At 37.3% G+C, this 18,607-nt stretch carries 20 protein-coding genes; 5 read left to right on the forward strand and 15 right to left on the reverse strand.

The features are described from left to right. Positions 1–4: 4 nt before the first annotated feature. From WC841_01725 to WC841_01795, 15 genes are all read right to left on the reverse strand, one after another. Positions 5–745, reverse strand: a complete 741-nt coding sequence (locus WC841_01725; protein MFA5828070.1) for a class I SAM-dependent methyltransferase — start codon at positions 743–745, stop codon at positions 5–7. 8 nt (positions 746–753) lie between these two features. Further along, entirely contained in the window at positions 754–1,209 is a 456-nt protein-coding gene (locus tag WC841_01730; protein MFA5828071.1) for a GNAT family N-acetyltransferase, read from the reverse strand. Between the two features lie 6 nt (positions 1,210–1,215). Further along, the gene (locus tag WC841_01735; GenBank protein MFA5828072.1) at positions 1,216–2,169 is read right to left on the reverse strand and encodes a hypothetical protein; all 954 of its coding nucleotides are present in this window, start codon (positions 2,167–2,169) and stop codon (positions 1,216–1,218) included. 6 nt (positions 2,170–2,175) lie between these two features. After that, entirely contained in the window at positions 2,176–3,135 is a 960-nt protein-coding gene (locus WC841_01740) for a glycosylase (GenBank protein ID MFA5828073.1), read from the reverse strand. A gap of 16 nt (positions 3,136–3,151) precedes the next feature. Beyond that, a complete protein-coding gene (locus WC841_01745) occupies positions 3,152–3,856 on the reverse strand; it encodes a WbqC family protein (protein MFA5828074.1) in 705 nt (234 codons plus the stop codon). A 200-nt stretch (positions 3,857–4,056) separates the two neighbouring features. Next, a complete protein-coding gene (locus tag WC841_01750; protein ID MFA5828075.1) occupies positions 4,057–5,016 on the reverse strand; it encodes a class I SAM-dependent methyltransferase in 960 nt (319 codons plus the stop codon). Next, on the reverse strand, positions 5,013–5,510 hold the full coding sequence (locus WC841_01755; GenBank protein MFA5828076.1) for a hypothetical protein: 498 nt from the start codon (positions 5,508–5,510) through the stop codon (positions 5,013–5,015). The genes WC841_01750 and WC841_01755 overlap by 4 nt, the downstream gene beginning before the upstream one ends. Continuing rightward, a complete protein-coding gene (locus WC841_01760) occupies positions 5,503–7,392 on the reverse strand; it encodes a Gfo/Idh/MocA family oxidoreductase (GenBank protein ID MFA5828077.1) in 1,890 nt (629 codons plus the stop codon). The genes WC841_01755 and WC841_01760 overlap by 8 nt, the downstream gene beginning before the upstream one ends. A gap of 41 nt (positions 7,393–7,433) precedes the next feature. After that, positions 7,434–7,769 (reverse strand): DUF2304 domain-containing protein, encoded by a 336-nt coding sequence (locus tag WC841_01765; GenBank protein ID MFA5828078.1) that lies wholly within the window; start codon positions 7,767–7,769, stop codon positions 7,434–7,436. Between the two features lie 25 nt (positions 7,770–7,794). Then, the gene (locus tag WC841_01770) at positions 7,795–8,466 is read right to left on the reverse strand and encodes a glycosyltransferase family 2 protein (GenBank protein MFA5828079.1); all 672 of its coding nucleotides are present in this window, start codon (positions 8,464–8,466) and stop codon (positions 7,795–7,797) included. A gap of 33 nt (positions 8,467–8,499) precedes the next feature. Further along, complete coding sequence (locus WC841_01775; protein ID MFA5828080.1) at positions 8,500–9,906, reverse strand: FAD-dependent oxidoreductase; 1,407 nt, start codon at positions 9,904–9,906, stop codon at positions 8,500–8,502. A 5-nt stretch (positions 9,907–9,911) separates the two neighbouring features. Continuing rightward, positions 9,912–10,277 (reverse strand): hypothetical protein, encoded by a 366-nt coding sequence (locus tag WC841_01780; protein ID MFA5828081.1) that lies wholly within the window; start codon positions 10,275–10,277, stop codon positions 9,912–9,914. 10 nt (positions 10,278–10,287) lie between these two features. Continuing rightward, the gene (locus WC841_01785; protein MFA5828082.1) at positions 10,288–11,883 is read right to left on the reverse strand and encodes a hypothetical protein; all 1,596 of its coding nucleotides are present in this window, start codon (positions 11,881–11,883) and stop codon (positions 10,288–10,290) included. Then, positions 11,847–12,851 (reverse strand): UDP-glucose 4-epimerase GalE, encoded by a 1,005-nt coding sequence (gene galE, locus WC841_01790; GenBank protein MFA5828083.1) that lies wholly within the window; start codon positions 12,849–12,851, stop codon positions 11,847–11,849. Before galE ends, WC841_01785 begins: the two co-directional genes overlap by 37 nt. Position 12,852: 1 nt before the next feature. Then, positions 12,853–13,803 carry a lysylphosphatidylglycerol synthase transmembrane domain-containing protein gene (locus tag WC841_01795; GenBank protein MFA5828084.1) on the reverse strand — a complete coding sequence of 317 codons (951 nt, stop codon included), beginning with the start codon at positions 13,801–13,803 and terminating at the stop codon, positions 12,853–12,855. A gap of 26 nt (positions 13,804–13,829) precedes the next feature. Between WC841_01795 and WC841_01800 the strand changes: the two genes are divergently transcribed. The 5 genes from WC841_01800 to WC841_01820 are packed head-to-tail and all read left to right on the forward strand — an operon-like array spanning position 13,830 to position 18,604. After that, the gene (locus WC841_01800; protein MFA5828085.1) at positions 13,830–14,984 is read left to right on the forward strand and encodes a glycosyltransferase; all 1,155 of its coding nucleotides are present in this window, start codon (positions 13,830–13,832) and stop codon (positions 14,982–14,984) included. After that, positions 14,963–15,430: a DUF192 domain-containing protein gene (locus WC841_01805; GenBank protein ID MFA5828086.1), complete on the forward strand. Its 468-nt coding sequence runs from the start codon at positions 14,963–14,965 to the stop codon at positions 15,428–15,430. Before WC841_01800 ends, WC841_01805 begins: the two co-directional genes overlap by 22 nt. Further along, on the forward strand, positions 15,403–16,377 hold the full coding sequence (locus tag WC841_01810; protein MFA5828087.1) for a glycosyltransferase family 2 protein: 975 nt from the start codon (positions 15,403–15,405) through the stop codon (positions 16,375–16,377). Before WC841_01805 ends, WC841_01810 begins: the two co-directional genes overlap by 28 nt. Beyond that, positions 16,374–17,507, forward strand: a complete 1,134-nt coding sequence (locus WC841_01815; protein MFA5828088.1) for a glycosyltransferase family 1 protein — start codon at positions 16,374–16,376, stop codon at positions 17,505–17,507. Before WC841_01810 ends, WC841_01815 begins: the two co-directional genes overlap by 4 nt. Beyond that, positions 17,504–18,604 carry a glycosyltransferase family 1 protein gene (locus WC841_01820; protein MFA5828089.1) on the forward strand — a complete coding sequence of 367 codons (1,101 nt, stop codon included), beginning with the start codon at positions 17,504–17,506 and terminating at the stop codon, positions 18,602–18,604. The genes WC841_01815 and WC841_01820 overlap by 4 nt, the downstream gene beginning before the upstream one ends. Positions 18,605–18,607: the final 3 nt, after the last annotated feature.

Genomic DNA, 18,607 nt, shown 5'->3' on the forward strand with positions numbered 1-18,607 from the left:
TGTTCTATCCTTTTTCACAAAGTAAAAAAATACTGGAACACAAATCCGGATACTGTTGACCTAGTTGATAACAGCCCTCTAGATATTCCAATGAAATAATATCTGTTTTCAATAATCTATCCCATTGAAAATTGGCTAAAGCCTTAAAAAAAATACCAGAGCGATAAACCACTTTCAGCCCAGCAGTTTTTACATCTCGCTCGAGAGTGTCAAAAGTATAAGATATTTTATGCCCATGTTCCGATTCACTTTGGGTAATCGCCGTGTTATGACTTATTAGACCCATTTTTACCGCAATTTGTCTTGAAGGAGCATTGGCATTAGGACAGACCAAAAATAGCCTCCCTCTGTCAGATAGCCATTTACTATTTATTTTTTTCAATAAGTCAACCGGAATGTCGATGTGTTCTAAAACGTGGGTTAATATAACATTATCATATTTTACCGGCAAATCAACAGTTTCAAAAAGCGAATTATATACGATTACCTTTCCCCGTAACTTTCTTTCGGCTTCAGAAACTGCTTCATCTGAAGCTTCCACACAGGTAATATCGGTAAAATATGGAAGAAGTCTTTTAGTGAAATCACCCTTAAAACTCCCTAGTTCGAGTACGTTACCTTTATTGAAAAAGGGGATAAATGATTTCAACATAAAAGAATGCATGACATCAAAATCAAAACTATATACATATTTATGACTTGGTGTATTTTTAAGCTCTTTATTATAGTCTCTTACCTTATTCATTTTATTTATTAAATATTGTCTAATGTTACCATCATCTTCAATGAGTCGTCTTCAGTATCATACTGTCTAAAATTAAACTTTTTATACAAACTAATCGCCAAACTATTGTGTTTATTTACTTCCAACAATATTTTACAAAACTTATTCTCTTTTACGTATTCGATACATCTTAATAATAACCCGGAGGCAATTCCTTGACCCATATACTCTCTTATTACACTCACATTTGTGATATATGCTAAATGGTTAATCTTGTCATTGATATAAGCGGCCACACACCCCACCAAAACTTTACCTGACCACGCCTCAAATCTAATTGCTTTTGCAAATAATTTTTTTGAATACTTTTCGATATTAACTGTTTTGGATAACGAAGGGACAAAATCACCATCACATTTGACCAAATGTGAATATATCTCTTTTTCGGAAGCGGTATTAATTTCATATCTTATATTATTAGCCATATTGAATTACTCCTCAAGCACAGCCATACCAAATCCACATCGTCCAAATTCATTCCCGTTATATAACAAATATATTTTGTCCCCACTTCGAAAAACATGTGGATAACACAACATGTCGCTATCCCAACCATTTCTTGAAACTTCAATACCAACTTTACTGTCATCTCTGATCCAATTGGTCAAATCCTGTGAAAAAGCATATCCAAGTCGATACCCCCTGTCTTTGTTTTCTCTAAAACCAATCGCCTCTCTATAACAAAACAACATATGGTACTGATCATCAAAATTAATAATTGTCGGAAGTGCCTGACATTCCTGTAAATTTAATTTGTCAGGGATTAATTGCCTGCCCTCTTTTTGCCAACGAAAACCATCCTCAGAAGTTGCGTGACCAATTTTATAAATACGTTGCGGTTCTTTACCCTCTGTCTCTTTCAGCCATTTAATACCATAGATGTACCACATATGATATTTATTATTATAGATTTGAACAAAAGGATCGCCTACCAAAAAAGGTTCATGTTGCGATGAGGTCAACACTGGACCGTCTCCTACTCTTTTAAAAGTCAGACCGTCATCATCACTTATGGCCAAACCAATAGAAGTTTCAACTGATACAGACACCCTCCTGCTCCACCCACCGATATACCCCAATATCTTATTTTTTGTCCTTAAAATATTTAGAGGAAAAATACCATGTTCATCAAAACAGCCTAAATTCCCAAGTTTAATTACTGTTTTTTTTGACACATTAATAATATTTGTAAAATTTTTGTCAAAATCAATAAATGAAATATGGCTCAAAAATTTACCGGTCTTGTCCTTTTCCCTAGTCGAAAAATAAATCCTCACAAAATCATCAAACAATAAAGTTTGTGGTGACTGAGCAAACTCAACACAATTATTTAATAATTTATGATCGCGGGGATCAAATATCTTCCCCAATTTTTTCCATTTCATATATTTTTACACTTTATATGACTGAAGCTCTGCTAACCCAAAACCAAACCTCCCGACTTGATTTCCAAGATATAACATAAAAAGATTACCATCTAGTTCAAATACGTGGGGATAAGCAATTGACTCATCGTCCCATCCTTTTTTTGAAATGTCTATACCGACTTTGGTATCATCTCGGACCCAATCGACAAGATTATCAGAAAATGCATATCCAATGCGGTAACCTCTCCTATCACGATAATCTGTACTATACCTATAACAAAAAAACATGTGGTACTTACCTTTATAAAAAATTACATCCGGGCTAGCTTGAGCTTCATTCTCTTCCAATTTCACTTTAATTAGATCTTTGCCATGCTTCTTCCAGGTCGCTCCGTCCTTTGAAAATGCCACTCGAATTTTATACACTGGCTCTGGCTTACCGTTATCTAATATCCATTTCTTACCGGCAATATACCACAAGCACCACATATTATTATACTTTTTTATTTTTGGACCACTTATGATGTACGGTTCGTCAAGATCAAAAGATAATATCGGTCCCGGACCAAGCTTTTCAAACGTTATCCCATCGTCATAACTTATTGCTTTTCCAATAGCTACATTAAACGGCACCGATTCACATCTTGTATAACCAGCATAATAAGCTATTATTTTTTTTCCGTCTTTTATCACCGACACCGGATAAGTTCCAAATTCATCAAAAGTACCCGTTTCTCCTAATTTTAAAATTGGTCTTTGGGATATATCAATTATTTTAAATAGATTATGCCGACTTAAATCAACATAACCGGTATAACTCACATACTGTCCATTTTCATCTCTAGGAGGTCTACAAGAAAAGTAAACTCTCACAAATTTTTCAAATATTAAAGTAGCCGGCGCTTGGGCAAATTCATGCATCCAATCCAAACCTTTATACTCTGTCGGATCAAAAACCTTCCCTAATTTTTTCCATTTAAACATTTTCTGAGTTCACTTTTTACTGTAACGTAAAGTTAGAATTTAAATATTTCTTTATTTCCTCTATGGAATTAAACATCATCACATCGACAATTGATAAAAACGGAATATATTCATTCTCAAACTGCTTATAACTAAAATTACTTGTTTTTATAAAATGTAAATCTATACCTTGTTTTTTAAATTCCTCTTTATTATATAACTCAACTCCCCCAATCGGATTTATATATATATTAGCTTTCCTAGCTTTACAAATTGCTAATACTTTTTCTGCCGACTTAAGAGTATGATCAATCTCTACGCTAGAAGACACGATAAAAGTAGTCTTTATCTCTAAATACTCTTTTATTTTTATCAGGGAATTATAAATAAATAGAAATAAGTTCTTTTCTTCAAACAAAACACAATTTTCTATTAACGGATACACCATTTCAAAATATGGTGCTTTTCGATAAGACTCTTTTATCCTATTTAAGAGCTTACTTTTATCCGTCACCCAAGTATCTGCCAAAAACCTGTCTTTCACATCAGAAGTATCAGGGTCTTTTCTTAGTGGAATTGTAATGTAGGAGTCCTTCCCATTTACCAAAATTCTATTACGATTAATCCATCCTTTTTTTGTATATTTGATATTATCGTAAACCACAAACTCATCGACCGCATTGATTAACTGAAAATATCCTATATAAGGAAAGAAATATGGTTGCATAATACCTACTTTCATTACTATACTTTATAGCAAAAACATTTCCACTTTGATATAACTAACATTGGCACTACTAAAGCCCGACCTTCTAAACTTCTATCTTTATAAGAGTATACTACCAATTTTTTAGGGAATTATCCGTCAATATGTCTACAAAATCATCCCGATGTCCAAGACCAATTATACTATTATCTGCCAGTCATCGACGCTACCAATAATCATTTAATTACCTCAGGTTGCTTTACAACAATAACGATCAGATTATCCCCCTCATCCTTATCACTCAAATATACCTTTGTCTCGGATAATATTTTTCTATAATTTACTTTCATCCCTCTCATCAGCCATTCACTCCCCAATCTGGCAACAAGGTCTTGTAATTTCGAGCTACTCCTAATCAATGAATAAACAAAAAATCTTATTTTCCCAAATAAGTTACTAGCCGGCTTCACCCTATTAGTAGAATCGACCATTAGTCTTCGATTCATTTTGTTATATGACTGCCAAATCTCATATGTCCCGAATGCCTTAACTTTTTCAAATAGTTTTCTAATTTCGTCATGATAATATTCATGTTCGTGAGGAAGAACAAATCTATATTTTCTTTTGTCATCTTTGTTAATTGCAAATAAATCCTGACAAAATTTTCTATTCGGTGTCCCGATCACCGCCACCCCACCTTCCTTCAAAACTCTGGATACTTCTTCTAAATAAAACTCAGCCTTATCTTTTGGAATATGCTCAATCACATGCGAAGATACAACAAAATCAAAACATTTATCAGGAAAGGGTAAAATAGGACCTTGATATTGAACATATTGTACCCCTTTTTTCCCATATTGCTTTCTGGCAAAATCTATACAGGATTCTGAATAATCTACTCCGTAATAACTATAATTTTTTTGTACAGTATCTTTTACAAAAGAAATATTTCTGCCAGTACCACATCCAAGATCCAACACAAAAGCATTGTCTTTTTTAGACCGTTCAATAATCCCTTTAAAAACAAGATATACAGGAACCGAGTTGGCATAATGTGTCAGAGGTATTCGGTTTTCACCCGCACCCTCTTTTGCTACACCTAATGGAATCTGACCATAAGGATTTTTCTCCCCCCAGTCAATAAACTGTTTGCCTGATTTCCCTAATTCAATTATTTTATGATCCTTTACTTTCATAATTGACCAACAAATGATAAATTTGAAATTTTTATATATTCCGTCACCACCACATTCTTTATATTATTGGGAACATAAATTATTAGTTCGCTAGGAATAGTCGGAATACTACTTAAAAATTTGATCATCGCCCCGATGTTATAAGTTTTTATCCCCGGCAAATAACCATACTTTTTTGACAAAAAGAAAAAATATGTCATCATTCTCTTGTTGTCCAACGCCAGAGCCATATCAGCCATCTGGTTGTGTAGAATTACCCGCCCAAGCTTTTCTGATTCACTAAGCTTTAATATTTCCAGTTCACACAAAACCTTTATTCCCACGGCAAAATCCATTCTAGCCAAAAGCGGCAAAAATGGTAGATTGTTAATCATTAGTTTTAATTTACTCATTAAATTTAATCCCAAAAAACGACTCAATATTATCCCCACCTGAGATCTGCTTGTCATTTCCCTGGCAATCAACGCCACATCTGGTACTATTTTTTCATTCATAGGATTTGTGAATAATTGATTCCGTATTTATCGCAAACTCCAAATCACTAATTAACAATTTTTTGTCATTATTTCTCACAGCCTTGACAAACAAACTATTTTCTATTGCGTACGCCTCTCCGTTTGCGTCTGGGTTAATATTAAAAACAACTGACTCCATGATTGGTTTCAGGTCAGATTCTTTTTTTACTTCGCCTTTTCCGTCGCCAACAACCCACAACACTCTACCGTCAGTTTTTATTTCTCCTCGCTCAAATTCTATTATTAATTTACTTTCGGCGATCCATTTTCCCGGTACTGACCAAGATAAATTGGCTTCGCCCTTGAAAACTCCATAATCCAAAATTACTCTGGCCTCATCGTCAACCTCCTCCGAATAGATTTTTTTGACTTGTGCATTTACAATTTTTGGCACACCAAAAAGAAAGTTTACTATAGAAAATAAATGTGGCCCGGGATTCATCAGCACTCCTCCTCCTGACTTGGCCTTTTCAAACATCCAACCTTTTTTTGGAGAAAGCACCTCACCATGCTCATAACTTATCAAAAATTTCTTTACTTTTCCCAATTTTTCACTGTCAACAATTCTTTTTATCTCTTTGTAAACTCTGGTATGTACCAGGGTATAACCTACCGATATAATCTTGTTGTATTTTTTTTCCAACATTCTTAATTTTTTCAACTCCCCAACGTTAAGCGCTGCCGGTTTTTCCACAAACACGTTAACTCCTTTTGACAAACATTTTTCTATTAACTTCACATGTGTAAACGTTGGAGTTAAAACCCAGACCATATCTAATCTTTCTTGCTTTAATGCCTCGTCAATATCCTGATAATAATTCCCCTCAATTCCCATACTTTGAATCGTCTTAAATAACTTTGGATTGTTATCAACTAAGGCTAGAATTTTGACTTCTTCAAATGTTTTTAAAATAGACAAATGCAATAAACCCATTTTCCCCAGACCAACCACTCCAACCTTTAATTTATTATCACCAAAAACTATTGCCAAACCCTCCTTTATCCCAACCGTCTTTATCCCGGATTCGCGAATAATCGGCCGGGAGTCACATATGATTTCTTGTGTTGACCCCAGTACATTGTCAATATAAAAAGGGGGATTTTTCATCTTTAAAAACTCAAACACTCTACCGGCCACAATTCCCACCCATACGGGGATGTGCAATAAGGTTACCTTCTTTCCCTTGTGGCTCATTAACAGCTTGTAAAAATAATTATAACTAATTGGTTTTACCGATCCTGCATCGTATATTTTGCCATCACCATTGGCAAAGAGCCATTCAACATATTTACACAAGTCTTTCACATAAACCGAATACACCTGAGTTTCACCATCACCAAACACAGGAACCACAGGCAAAGAAGACATTAACTTCATTATTTTCCCCACCAACCCCTTTTCCCCCTCGCCATACACCAAACTTGGCCTTAAAATTGAATATTTTATTCCGGATCTTTTTACAATTTCATCTGCCAATAGCTTCGTTTTTGAATACACCCCTTTTCTTTTTATTTTTGTTGCCTGGGTACTAAAGTGAATCAGCTTTGCTATCTGTCTTTCTTTTCCCGCCTTTATGATATTTTCTAAACCTTTTACATTTACTTCATAGCTCAAGGTCGGATGATAGCCATTTACTGCCAAATTAACCACAATGCTTTTTTGGGGAATTGCTTTTTTTAAAGAACCCAAATCCAAAACATCCGCATAATCCACCTTTAGAGATCCTTTTAAGTCAAACCCGGGGAGAGATCCTCGTCTGATCAACGCCACCACCTCGTAACCGCTACCGGCCAAGTAATTAACTAAATGCTGGCCGATAAAACCATTGGCCCCTATTACACAAATTTTACTTTTTATCACAGTTATAAATTCTAGCAATCATTAATCCTTTTAGCCACATTCTAGAACCTTTTCCGACCTATTGCTAACTTTCTCACTAATTTCTCCAACTGCTCCTCATATTTTTTCATTTTTACATTATTTTCAAAAGTTAAATATGCCAAAATCATAAACGCCACAATTACCGCCAAATCCATTACCCTCACTATAAAAAGTTCTCTTATCAACGGTTCTAAAAGCTGTGGAAACAATGCAAAAAAAGAAAACATAAGCCAAATCAGTGCCCAGGAACCAAACATCCGGTTTGAAATATTTCTCTTTTTCCAATGCAGCAACAGCACATACATCATAAAAAAAGCAAAACCAAGCAAAACTAATTGAACACCGATTATATTCATAAGTTAGTTATCAAGTTATAACTTTCTACTTTCTCACATACCAAAAGGGGATATTAAAAAGAATTTTTAACGCATCTAGAATCGTAACCCCTTTGTATTTATCAATGTAGATTGTATCAACATTTATTTCAGAAAATGGTATCTTATTTTTTCCCACCCGAGTCGCCATTTCCGTCTCTATCCCGTATCGGGGTGACTGCCACAAAATCTTTTCATAAACCTCTTTTTTCATTCCTAAAAACCCACACAATAAATCTTTTCTTTTGATATTAAACAAAAACTCGACCAACTTTAAAGCTATAATATTTCCGTATTTTCTGATAAAGGGCATCTTGCTGTTAAAACTACGATAACCAAAAACCAACTCGTTTGCCCGCAACGATTTTTCAAAATCCGACAGATGCGCTGGATTGTGTTGACCATCGGCGTCAATATAGATTATTGCTTCTGCCCCCAATTGCCAGGCTTTCTCCGCTCCGGTTTTCATCGCCGCCCCTTTCCCCAAATTAATCACATGACGAAGTAGTGTGACCCTCTTTTTATTAGAATAATTTTTTTTCAACAAACTCCATGAATTATCAACGGATCCATCGTCTACCACTACCAAATTTTGCTCTGATAATTTCAGAATTTCTTTGATTGTGTTAACCGCCCTCTGCCCCTCATTATAAACCGGAACAATTATCGCTATTTTCATTTTTTGTTATTTTACAACAATAACATCTCCAGATTACTTTCTGATCTCCTCCAGATACTCGGCTTCGTTATTTACCAAATTCAAATCATAAATATTTTTCCCGGCAACGAAATTTTTGGCCGCCAAAATTCCCGTATAGATCGAGTGATCCAAATTATTATAATGAAACATCCCGTTTCTGCCTACTAGCTGGACATTCTTCAGATGCTTTTTTGCATACCCATAAATATCCTCTAAGGGTTTTACATAACTCAAATCATACTTCGGATAAGCCCCGGGTATCCAATATACCTTGCTACCCAAAATGTCACTCATTTTTACCCCCTTCGGAGCAAAGTATTTTAGAAAATCGGATATGGTTGTCTCGACCAGTTCATTATCAGACATTTTTTCAATTTCATCACCCTTTTGGTACGGATATTCAAAAACTAAACTTGTTTTGCCCGGCGGAGACATAGCAGGGGACCAGTTATTGGTTTCCATAAAACGGAAGGTTTTTATATTTTTTGGATGGACATAAACCCAGGTAAAATTGGTCAAACGCTTGCCTTTTGCAAAAAGTACCACTATTTTTTGGTCAATATACCGTAACTTGCCGGCTCCGATATCAGTAAAGTTTGCCATAAATTTATCAAGCGGAATGGAAGATATAACATGTTTTGCCAAATATTGCCCTCTGGAGGTTTTGATTACATATTTGTCTCCCTGTTTTTTTATTTTTAAAAAGTCCTCGCCTAAACTTATCTTGCCCCTTCGAACCCTGATTCTTTCCGCCAATTTTTCACTTATCCGACCTGCTCCCATTTTTGGATATTTAAATTCCGGTACCAAGGAGATAACCTTGTTGCGATTAAAACCCAAAGCATTCGTCAGAGCCGTCACCATTGACAAATTTTTCACCCTTTGATTTACAAAATCAGCCGACATTGTCTCGCAACCATTTTCCCCCCAAAGCTTGTCGTTGTATTCCCGGTTAAACCACTTGTACAACCCCCATCCAAATCTCGATACATAAGCATCTTTCATAGTAATAATTTTTCTTTTATAAAACACGGACCTTATTTTTTCCCATAAATATGTTAAAAACATATAGAAAGTTTTTGTCGGACTGATATTTTTGACCACATCGGAAATCCTGATAGGATATTCAAAAAATTTACCGAATTGATACATCGGAGTAAGCTTTTTTACCGTAATCATTTCTTTGCCAATTAACTCAGTTAACCATTTGTTTAGCTCTTCATTTTTTGTATACCAGCGGTGTGGTGCCAAATCATAGTTATAGCCACCTTCCCTGATAGTTGCTGCCAATCCACCAACATACTTATTTTTTTCCAACACCAACAATTTTGTTTTTGGCAAGTCTCTCAAAATTTCGTCGGCGCACGACAGTCCGGCCACTCCGGCTCCAAGAATTAAAACATCATAACTTTCGGCCATATCACTTATCTATTTAGAACATATACTCCGACAAAAATCAACAACACTCCGGCAATTTTTTGAATACTAATTACCTCATGAAAGGCTATTGTACCGACAAGTAAGGTAACGACATAAGTCACAGCCAGAGAAGGATAAGCCACCGATACCGGAAATTTCTGCAATACAAACAGCCACATTATCGAAGATAACCCATAAAAAACAAATCCTAGAAAAACCACCGGACTGAAAATTGTTTTAAAAATTGAGGCAATATCAAAAGTCAGACTCGATGAAGTAATTCCTTTTTTCAAAAAGAATTGACCCAACAATGCCCCAATCATTGACATAGCCATAAACAAATACCTCACCATATGTTCAAAGCATAACACAAGCTTTATTCTAAAACTCCATCATCTTTTGGCCAAATATCTCCTGCCATTTTTCTTGGTTGAATTTTACTAAACCTATTTCCCTGTCATTCATCAAATCAGAAAAACATTTTTTATCGCTAAATTGCAAACATCCATATATTTTATCTTCTAAATCAAATAAATTTTGGGGCTGATAACTACCATAACCATTGTAAAGATAACAACCGTGATACAAAGACGACAAGTGTATCCGAGTTAGATAATCAATTCCGGCGATTGCTCCACCCGAATAGCCAAAATGAGTCACGGGTATCTCGAGAAGCACCTTTTTTTCTGCTTGGCATACTTCTTTTATTTCTTCATACCCAGTTTTATAATCTCTTGCTTCCGATGCAAAAAATGGTAGTGATTCGGCCAGGAATATAACTACCAAAATCAACCAGACACGACTGCTCTTGATTTTTTTCAATCCTTCAAGGGCAAAAAATGTCAGTCCAAAATATAATAGAAAATTCCACCTGGCCATGGCTCGAATCGAATCAGCGAAAGGAAAATACCGCCCAATTAGCACATACAGAGTTGGTACTCCGTAAACCCTCGTCCCCAACGAATTTACCAATCCCAAAATCATTATTATCAAAAAAAATAATCGCTTTTTATCAAAGACGAAATTTATCTTTATTTTTTTATTCAGGGCAATCTTTACCAGTCCCGCCAACGCCAGCAAAGACAGAACTATACCGGGAAATTTCCCTTTCTCTCCCTGAACATGCAAATCAAAAGAATTCCATCTTTTCGTTATCGATGTTTTACCAAATATGGTTGGGGAATCGGTTGTAAAAAAATAGTCTGTTAAATGGGCCGCATACATTTCATATTCCGCCCGGTTTCGGACAAAGCCATACATATTTTTCATGCCTATATATCCACCGATAAATACCCCATCAAGCATCAAAAATACTAAGACTACTATCAAAAAGTCCTTAACTTTCCCATGTTTCAGCAGCGCCGAAATCGCCAGAGCTACAAGTAAGTACACCACCAAATATACTGATGCCAAAAATTGAACCGCCAAAGCTACCCCAACCAGCACCCTCTTGTCTTTAAACCAAAAGTACAATGCCAAGAAAAACGGCCAGAATGAAAGCATTTGCGGATGGTTTTGTTGCAAAACCAAAAATGGCCCAAATATAAAAAAAATAGCTCCCAAAAATGCCAAAATATGTGTTTTAAAAATCAGCTTCCAAAAAATAAACAAAGACCAGTAATTTAAAATGAGTGTCAAAAGCAATACTAAATTAAAAACTAAAATTGGATTGTTTGTAAAAAAAGTTAAAGGTAAAGCAGTTAATGACTGGGGGATCAGTAAATCAGAAAAGAACAACGATAATTTATTTGGATAAAAAGCGTTCGTTTCAAAAAATTCGGTGACATTTCCGCTTTTGATATGCCCGATATTCTGAAACATTACCCATATCAGATACGGAGGATCGGACCAACTGACCAGATTAGTACCTATATGAATTATCAAATCCCAATAACTAGCCGTTAATAGTCCCAAAAATACCAAAAAAAACCCAAAACTATTTATCGATCCCAACCTTTGGGATGACCTTTGTACCATTTTATGAGTGATTCTACACTATCCTTGACCGTCCTCTTTGGTACCCAACCCAAAAGCTCAGTTGCCCGACTAATATCGGCATACACCTCAGCATATTCACCTTTTCGTGTCTCACCACTGCCCACCGGAAATTTTATACCCGTTAACTCCTGTACTTGATTTACAATCTCCAAAACCGAATTCCCGCTTCCGGTTCCAAGATTAATCGTGGTGCTTTCTTTGCCTTCCTGCAAATATTTCAATGCCGCCAAGTGCGCCTCGACCAAATCGATTACGTTAATATAATCTCTAATCGGTGTCCCATCTCTGGTATTAACTTTTGGGCAAGTAAGCTTAAAAGGTTCTATCCCCAAAGCACCCCGTACCACATTTTGGATCAACAACTGTGATGGTTTTTTACTATCTCCGATCAATCCGTCTTCAGCTGTTCCCGAAACATTAAAATATCGAAAGATCACATAATTCAATCCATGGATTTCTCCAAACCACCGCAGCATTTTTTCCACTAACAACTTTGACTCACCATAGGGATTGGCCGGAGAGGTCGGATGCTTTTCGTCCATTGGTAAATATTTGCTTTCTCCGCATACGGCACAAGTTGAAGAAAATACTATATTTTTTACTCCGGTAGCTACCATTGCTTTTAGCAAGCTCAAACTTCCGCCAACATTATTTTCAAAATACAGCTCCGGTTTCTCCATTGACTCATTCACCAAACACAACGCTCCGAAGTGGAGTATCCCTTCGGGTTTTGTTTCCAGAAGAATTTTTTCTATGGCCGGATAATCTCTTAAATCTGCTTTATAAAAACACAGTTTATGTTGTCCGTATTTTTCCTGAAGTATTTCTACTGGCTGCATATATCCCCTGAATAAATTATCCACAATCCCCACTTCATATCCGTTTTCCAACAACAACTTTACCGCATGTGACCCGATATAACCGGCTCCTCCTGTTACTAAAATCATTTTATTTATCCTCCGACTTTAAATTACTAATTAAAATCATCACTCCGCCAATAAGGGCGCACAGCACTCCGATTATACCGCTATAGGTGGACACCAGCAAAATTTTTTCGCTTGGTATCCCAATTTGGGAAAAGAAATAAACAAAAAGTCCCTCCCGTGGGCCAAAACCAGCAATCGATATCGGCAAAGCAATAATCAAATTGATAATCGGCACAAAAATAAAAATCGGAATTAACCCGATTCCGGCATCAAAAATCAAACTATATAGCCAATAAGCAATAGTCCAAATCGGTTCCCATAAAAAGGAAAATAAAAGCACTTTAAAGACTCTATTTTTATTTTCTTTTTTCAAAACTATCATTAGCTCAAAAACTTTTTTCAACACAGCAACTTTGCCCACAAATTTTTCAAAATCAAAAAAGAATACTAATATATAAAACAAACAAAACCCCACAAATAATATTATAAAAAACCAAAAAAGTGCGTCCGGAAACTGATACCCCAAAAGCTTTCCGACAATTACCACAATAAATGCCATAGCTGAAAAGGCAGACATCCCGATCATCCTATCTAGCAATACCGAGCTCATTAGCCGGGTTTTTGAAAGATTCGGATACCGCTTCATCAGCGGCATCCACTTAACCAAATCTCCTCCTATTGTCGAGGCCAAAAAAATACTATAAAAATTTCCAATATATGACGCCTTTGTAAACTCCCAGATATCTTTAAACCTAGGTTTATCGAGTAAAAGCATGCTCCATCTCCACGACCATAAAATATTTCCAAACAAAAAATATACCAAAATCGACAGAGTTGCCCACACCGGCACACCGGCGATTTTGACCAATATACCCACCATATCCACCCTTTTGAAGGCAATAAAAATCAAAACGGCAGAAAAGACTACCCGAAAAACTTTTGAAAAGAATATTTTCTTTAACGTATCCTTCACTATTTCATTCTACAATATACATTGAAATGAAGTTCCTATTGTTTTCCCACATCTCCCCGCCAGCCACCGATGGGGGATCAAGACTCTTGTCCCAAATCGGCCAACACCTCTCCAAAAACCACACAGTAGAAACCTTATCTTCCGACTGTCAAAGCACCGATGATTTTATTAATCCCCGCTCCAAATCCCAAAAAAATGGCCTTCCAGTTTATAAGTTTCTTTACCGCCCCTTCAAATTACTGTCTCTGATTTTCCCCTCTATTTTGATTTTTGCCAAAGGCCCGATTTTTAAATTTATCCCGCTTGTTAAAACTATTATAAAAATCCAAAAGTTTAAACCTGACTTCGTAATTGCCGGGCCTTTCCCAACCACTATCCCGATCTATGCCCTGATTTTTTCAAGACTGATAAACCCCCGCCCAAAACTTATCCTGATCCCTTGTTTCCACTTTAGCGATCCCGTATTTTCAAAAAATATTCTCCTAAACATCTTAAGGCAAGCCGATTTTATCTGGTCTCTTACCGGTTTTGAAACCACCATGTACATTAATAAATTTGGTATCCACTCAAATCACATTCTCACTCTGGGGGCCAGTATAGACATAGACACAACTCCCTTGCCCAAACCCAAAATCGGCAATCAAAACTTACTCTATGTCGGTAGTTTTGCCGCTCACAAAGGTATCGATGTCCTAATCGACTCCTTTTCCGCTTTGTCCAAAAAATTCTCATCTCTATCACTCACTCTGGCCGGCCATCCTACTTTATATTCACCATTTATCTATCAAAAAATTCAAAAACTCCCAAAAAATTTAACTCAAAGAATTACGGTCATTCCCAACTTTAAAGATTGCAAGTTGGCCGCTATCATCGATAAATGCTCTATCCTTGTCTTGCCCTCAAAACAGGAGAGTTTTGGCCTGGTGCTCCTGGAGGCCATGAGCAGAAAAAAACCAATTATTACCAGTGACATCCCCGCTTTAGCGGAAATGGTTGATTGCTCCCGTGCCGGTAAAACATTCAGCATTAATCATCCGTCTGATTTGAAAAACGTTTTAGACGAATTGCTACAAGATCCGACGTTGAGACAAAAATTAGGTCTATGCGGATATAAGTACCTTCAAAACAGCTGTAATTGGGATAAAATAATAGATAACCTATGCCAAAATATCTATCCATAGTTGCAATTCTAATCTTGTTCGGATTTCTGGTTTACAAAATCTTGTCAAAAGATTCACCCAAGGGAGTCGTCACCCTCGCCATCAACAATCAAAATTTCGATTTGGAGATTGCCAAAAGTATGGGGCAAAAAAGCGCCGGACTTTCGGGAAGACCCTCCCTGTGTAAAAACTGCGGTATGATTTTTGTTTATTCAACAGATGGTATATATCCGTTTTGGATGAAAGACACTCTTATCCCTCTTGACATGATTTGGATTAGCAAAGACGGAGTGATTACTGATATTTTTACCGCCCACCCGCAGCCCGATACCCCGATTACCAGGCTTACCCTCTATCAAAACACTACTCCCGCCCGATATATTATCGAGCTAAACGCCGGCATATCTACTCAAATCGGGCTAAAACCCGGTAATCGCATATGGATCGATCCCCCAACTTTTCCATAATAATTCCGAACTTGAACGGTAGTTCGTATCTGAAACTCTGTTTGCCTTCTCTTCTCACCTCGGTTTCTAACACCAGAAGCTCAAAATTTGAAATAATTCTTATCGATAACGGCTCAACCGACGACAGCATTGATGTTTTTGGCAATCTTTTGCCGCCATCCGACTTACTTTCAACCAAAATTATCCTGCATACCAAAAACACCGGTGTATCAGCGGCATTCGCGCAGGGGATAGAAAGATCGTCTTTCCCCTGGACTGTAATACTAAACAACGATATTACTTTCAAACCAGACTGGTTTCCTTTGATTTCACAAGCTATTTCCAAAAATAATGACCCAAAAGTTGTCACTTTTTTGGGCACCATCCTAAACCACGACGGTTCGAAAATTGAAAGCCAAGGGCTGAAATTTTTCTACCGTGGCAAATGCCTCAATATCAACAACGGAAAACTCTATAGCTCCAACGATCCATCGCTTCAAAGCTCTCCTACTCTAATTTGGGGGGCTCCCGCTGCCTGTGTCGTTTACCATCGCGATACTATTTTAAAAGTCGGCAACTTTGATCCTGACTTCTTTGCCTACGAAGAAGATGTGGATTTAGCTCTCCGGCTTAGTAACCTAGGTTACAAAACACTCTATATTCCGCAAGCTATCTCTTATCATTTGGGAGGCGCCACCTCCTCAAAGATGGGAAATTTCCGTCATTGCATGGACGCCAAAAATTGGTTTTTCATCATCATAAAAAATTACTCCCTCAAAGAATTAAGAGCCAATTTATTTCCCATTATTGAAGAAAGGCTGAGAAATTTGTCATATCTTGTAAAAAAAACCCCTCTCCGTCTAGTTTTTAATTCAATAGTTGCAACTTATTGGGGAGTAGCCAAACAAATTCCTGCCATGATTCGCAAGCGTAAAGCGATCAAAAAATTGATAAAATCAGCTACATGATCATCTGCATAGACATAACTTCGATTCCTTATGGCACGGGTGTCAGCAACTATACCCTCAACCTGGTCCGTAATTTGGTCAGACTGGACAAGGGCAATAATTATAAGTTATTTTTTTCGTCTTTCCGCCTGCCGATTCCCTCCGAAATCACTGAGCTGAAAAAGTACCAAAACGTCAAAATTTATCGCTATTTCCTACCCATCAGTTTTCTTGAAATTATCTGGAACCGTCTGCATATTTTCCCGATTGAATTTTTTGTCGGCAAATGCGACATTTTCCACACCTCAGACTGGACCCAACCACCCACCGCTCAAGCCAGAACCATAACCACCGTTCACGATCTAGCTCCGTTTTTATTCCCCCAGTGGCAACACCCGAAAATCATTGAAACCCACTCCCGTAAGCTAAAACTAGCCACCAAAAAATGCTCTCGGTTTATCTGTGTTTCCCAAAATACAAAAAAGGACCTCCTCCATTTTTTCCCTCAAATTTGTACCGACAGAATTTCGGTAATTTATGAAGCAGCCGAAGATAAATATGATAAATTCGTCAAACTTTCCAAAGAACTACAAAAGAAAAAAAAGGATATTATCCACCACCAATACGGACTTAACAAATTTATATTAGCTCAGGGAACCAGAGAACCACGAAAAAATCTTACCAAGCTTATCGAAGCCTTTAATCTCTTCAAAAAAGCTAACCCCAGAAGTACTATCGAGCTAGCTATTGCCGGCAAGTATGGTTGGGGACAAGATGTGATTCATCTTAAAAACCCATCTGTAAAAATACTGGGGTATATACCGGAAAAAGATATGGTGGCTCTCCACGCCAGTGCTCTTTGCCTGGTCTATCCCTCGCTTTATGAAGGTTTTGGCTTACCGATTGTAAAATCAATGAAAGTCGGCACCCCGGTCATCGCCGGTAATACTTCTTCCCTGCCAGAAGTAAGCGGAAATGCCGCTATCCTGGTAGATCCCACCAGTGTCGGTAATATCGCCAAAGCCATAGAAAACATTGTTAAGTCGCCCAATCTCCGCCGTAACCTAGTCAACAAAGGCTACAAACAGGCAGCAAAATTTAGTTGGAATTTAGTGGCAAAAAACACTATAGATGTTTATAACTCACTGTGATTATCGGCATCGATGGCAATGAGGCAAATACCTACTCCCGATTTGGGGTAGGACAGTATGCCTTTCACACGCTTATAGCCCTCTATAAACTCGACTATAAAAACCAATACCACATCTATCTAAAAAATCCACCGTTGCCTGATCTCCCGCCAAAAAGAAACAATTGGACCTATCATATCTTTGGCCCATCCCGACTCTGGACCAAAATAACTCTCCCCCTACACTTATATTTTGACCGAGTTAAACTCGATCTTTTTTATTCTCCGGGGCATTACTCTCCCCAATTTTCTCCCTTTCCCACCATGCCCACCATCCACGACCTTGGATATCTTCAATCCCCCAAGCAATTTACAAAAAAAGACTTTTATCAGCTGAAACATTGGACAGAAAATTCCTTAAAATCCGCCTCTCACATCGTTACGGTGTCCGAATTTTCCCGATTGGAGTTAATGAAAATCTATCAAATCCCATCCACAAAAATCACTCTCGCCAGAAACGGAGTAGGGAAGCCGCTTCCCATCTCAAACAACCTATCTGACAAGATTCTCTCAAAATTTAAGATAAAAAAACCATATTTTTTGTGTCTTGGGACCCTTAAACCAAATAAAAACATCCCCTTTCTAATCAAGGCTTTTTCCGAATCAAAAATTGCCGACCATCAGCTCGTCATTGCCGGAAAAAAGGGTTGGCTTTTTGATGATATTTTTGAGGCAGTTCTTAAGGAAAAAATGGAGAACAAAATAATATTTACGGATTTCATCAGCGAAAAAGAAAAATGGGCACTATACCAAAATGCTATCTGTCTGGTCATCCCAAGCCTCTACGAAGGTTTTGGCATCCCTGCCATTGAATCGATGAAAGTCGGCACTCCGGTAATTGCTAGCAACATCCCCTCTCTTTCTGAGGTAACAGGAAATGCCGGGCTGCTAGTAGACCCCTTCGATTCAAAAAGTCTGGTTTCAGCCCTCAGACAATTGACAAACCCGAAGATCCGTCAAAAGTTATCCGCCAAATGTTTACCTCAAGCCAAAAAGTTTACCTGGGTCAACACTGCCCGGTCCCTCATCTCTGCATTTACTAAAGTAACCAGGATTTAATAT

This window comes from Candidatus Shapirobacteria bacterium, from assembly GCA_041659325.1.
Classification (GTDB): Bacteria; Patescibacteriota; Microgenomatia; order UBA12405; family UBA12405; genus JBAZYN01.

Bases quoted from the DNA above. Each gene is read 5' to 3' on its own strand.
- WC841_01725 (MFA5828070.1), bottom strand. From the start codon at position 745: ATGAATAAGGTAAGAGACTATAATAAAGAGCTTAAAAATACACCAAGT.
- WC841_01730 (MFA5828071.1), bottom strand. From the start codon at position 1,209: ATGGCTAATAATATAAGATATGAAATTAATACCGCTTCCGAAAAAGAG.
- WC841_01735 (MFA5828072.1), bottom strand. From the start codon at position 2,169: ATGAAATGGAAAAAATTGGGGAAGATATTTGATCCCCGCGATCATAAA.
- WC841_01740 (MFA5828073.1), bottom strand. From the start codon at position 3,135: ATGTTTAAATGGAAAAAATTAGGGAAGGTTTTTGATCCGACAGAGTAT.
- WC841_01745 (MFA5828074.1), bottom strand. From the start codon at position 3,856: ATGAAAGTAGGTATTATGCAACCATATTTCTTTCCTTATATAGGATAT.
- WC841_01750 (MFA5828075.1), bottom strand. From the start codon at position 5,016: ATGAAAGTAAAGGATCATAAAATAATTGAATTAGGGAAATCAGGCAAA.
- WC841_01755 (MFA5828076.1), bottom strand. From the start codon at position 5,510: ATGAATGAAAAAATAGTACCAGATGTGGCGTTGATTGCCAGGGAAATG.
- WC841_01765 (MFA5828078.1), bottom strand. From the start codon at position 7,769: ATGAATATAATCGGTGTTCAATTAGTTTTGCTTGGTTTTGCTTTTTTT.
- WC841_01770 (MFA5828079.1), bottom strand. From the start codon at position 8,466: ATGAAAATAGCGATAATTGTTCCGGTTTATAATGAGGGGCAGAGGGCG.
- WC841_01775 (MFA5828080.1), bottom strand. From the start codon at position 9,906: ATGGCCGAAAGTTATGATGTTTTAATTCTTGGAGCCGGAGTGGCCGGA.
- WC841_01785 (MFA5828082.1), bottom strand. From the start codon at position 11,883: ATGGTACAAAGGTCATCCCAAAGGTTGGGATCGATAAATAGTTTTGGG.
- galE (MFA5828083.1), bottom strand. From the start codon at position 12,851: ATGATTTTAGTAACAGGAGGAGCCGGTTATATCGGGTCACATGCGGTA.
- WC841_01800 (MFA5828085.1), top strand. From the start codon at position 13,830: ATGAAGTTCCTATTGTTTTCCCACATCTCCCCGCCAGCCACCGATGGG.
- WC841_01805 (MFA5828086.1), top strand. From the start codon at position 14,963: ATGCCAAAATATCTATCCATAGTTGCAATTCTAATCTTGTTCGGATTT.
- WC841_01810 (MFA5828087.1), top strand. From the start codon at position 15,403: ATGGATCGATCCCCCAACTTTTCCATAATAATTCCGAACTTGAACGGT.
- WC841_01815 (MFA5828088.1), top strand. From the start codon at position 16,374: ATGATCATCTGCATAGACATAACTTCGATTCCTTATGGCACGGGTGTC.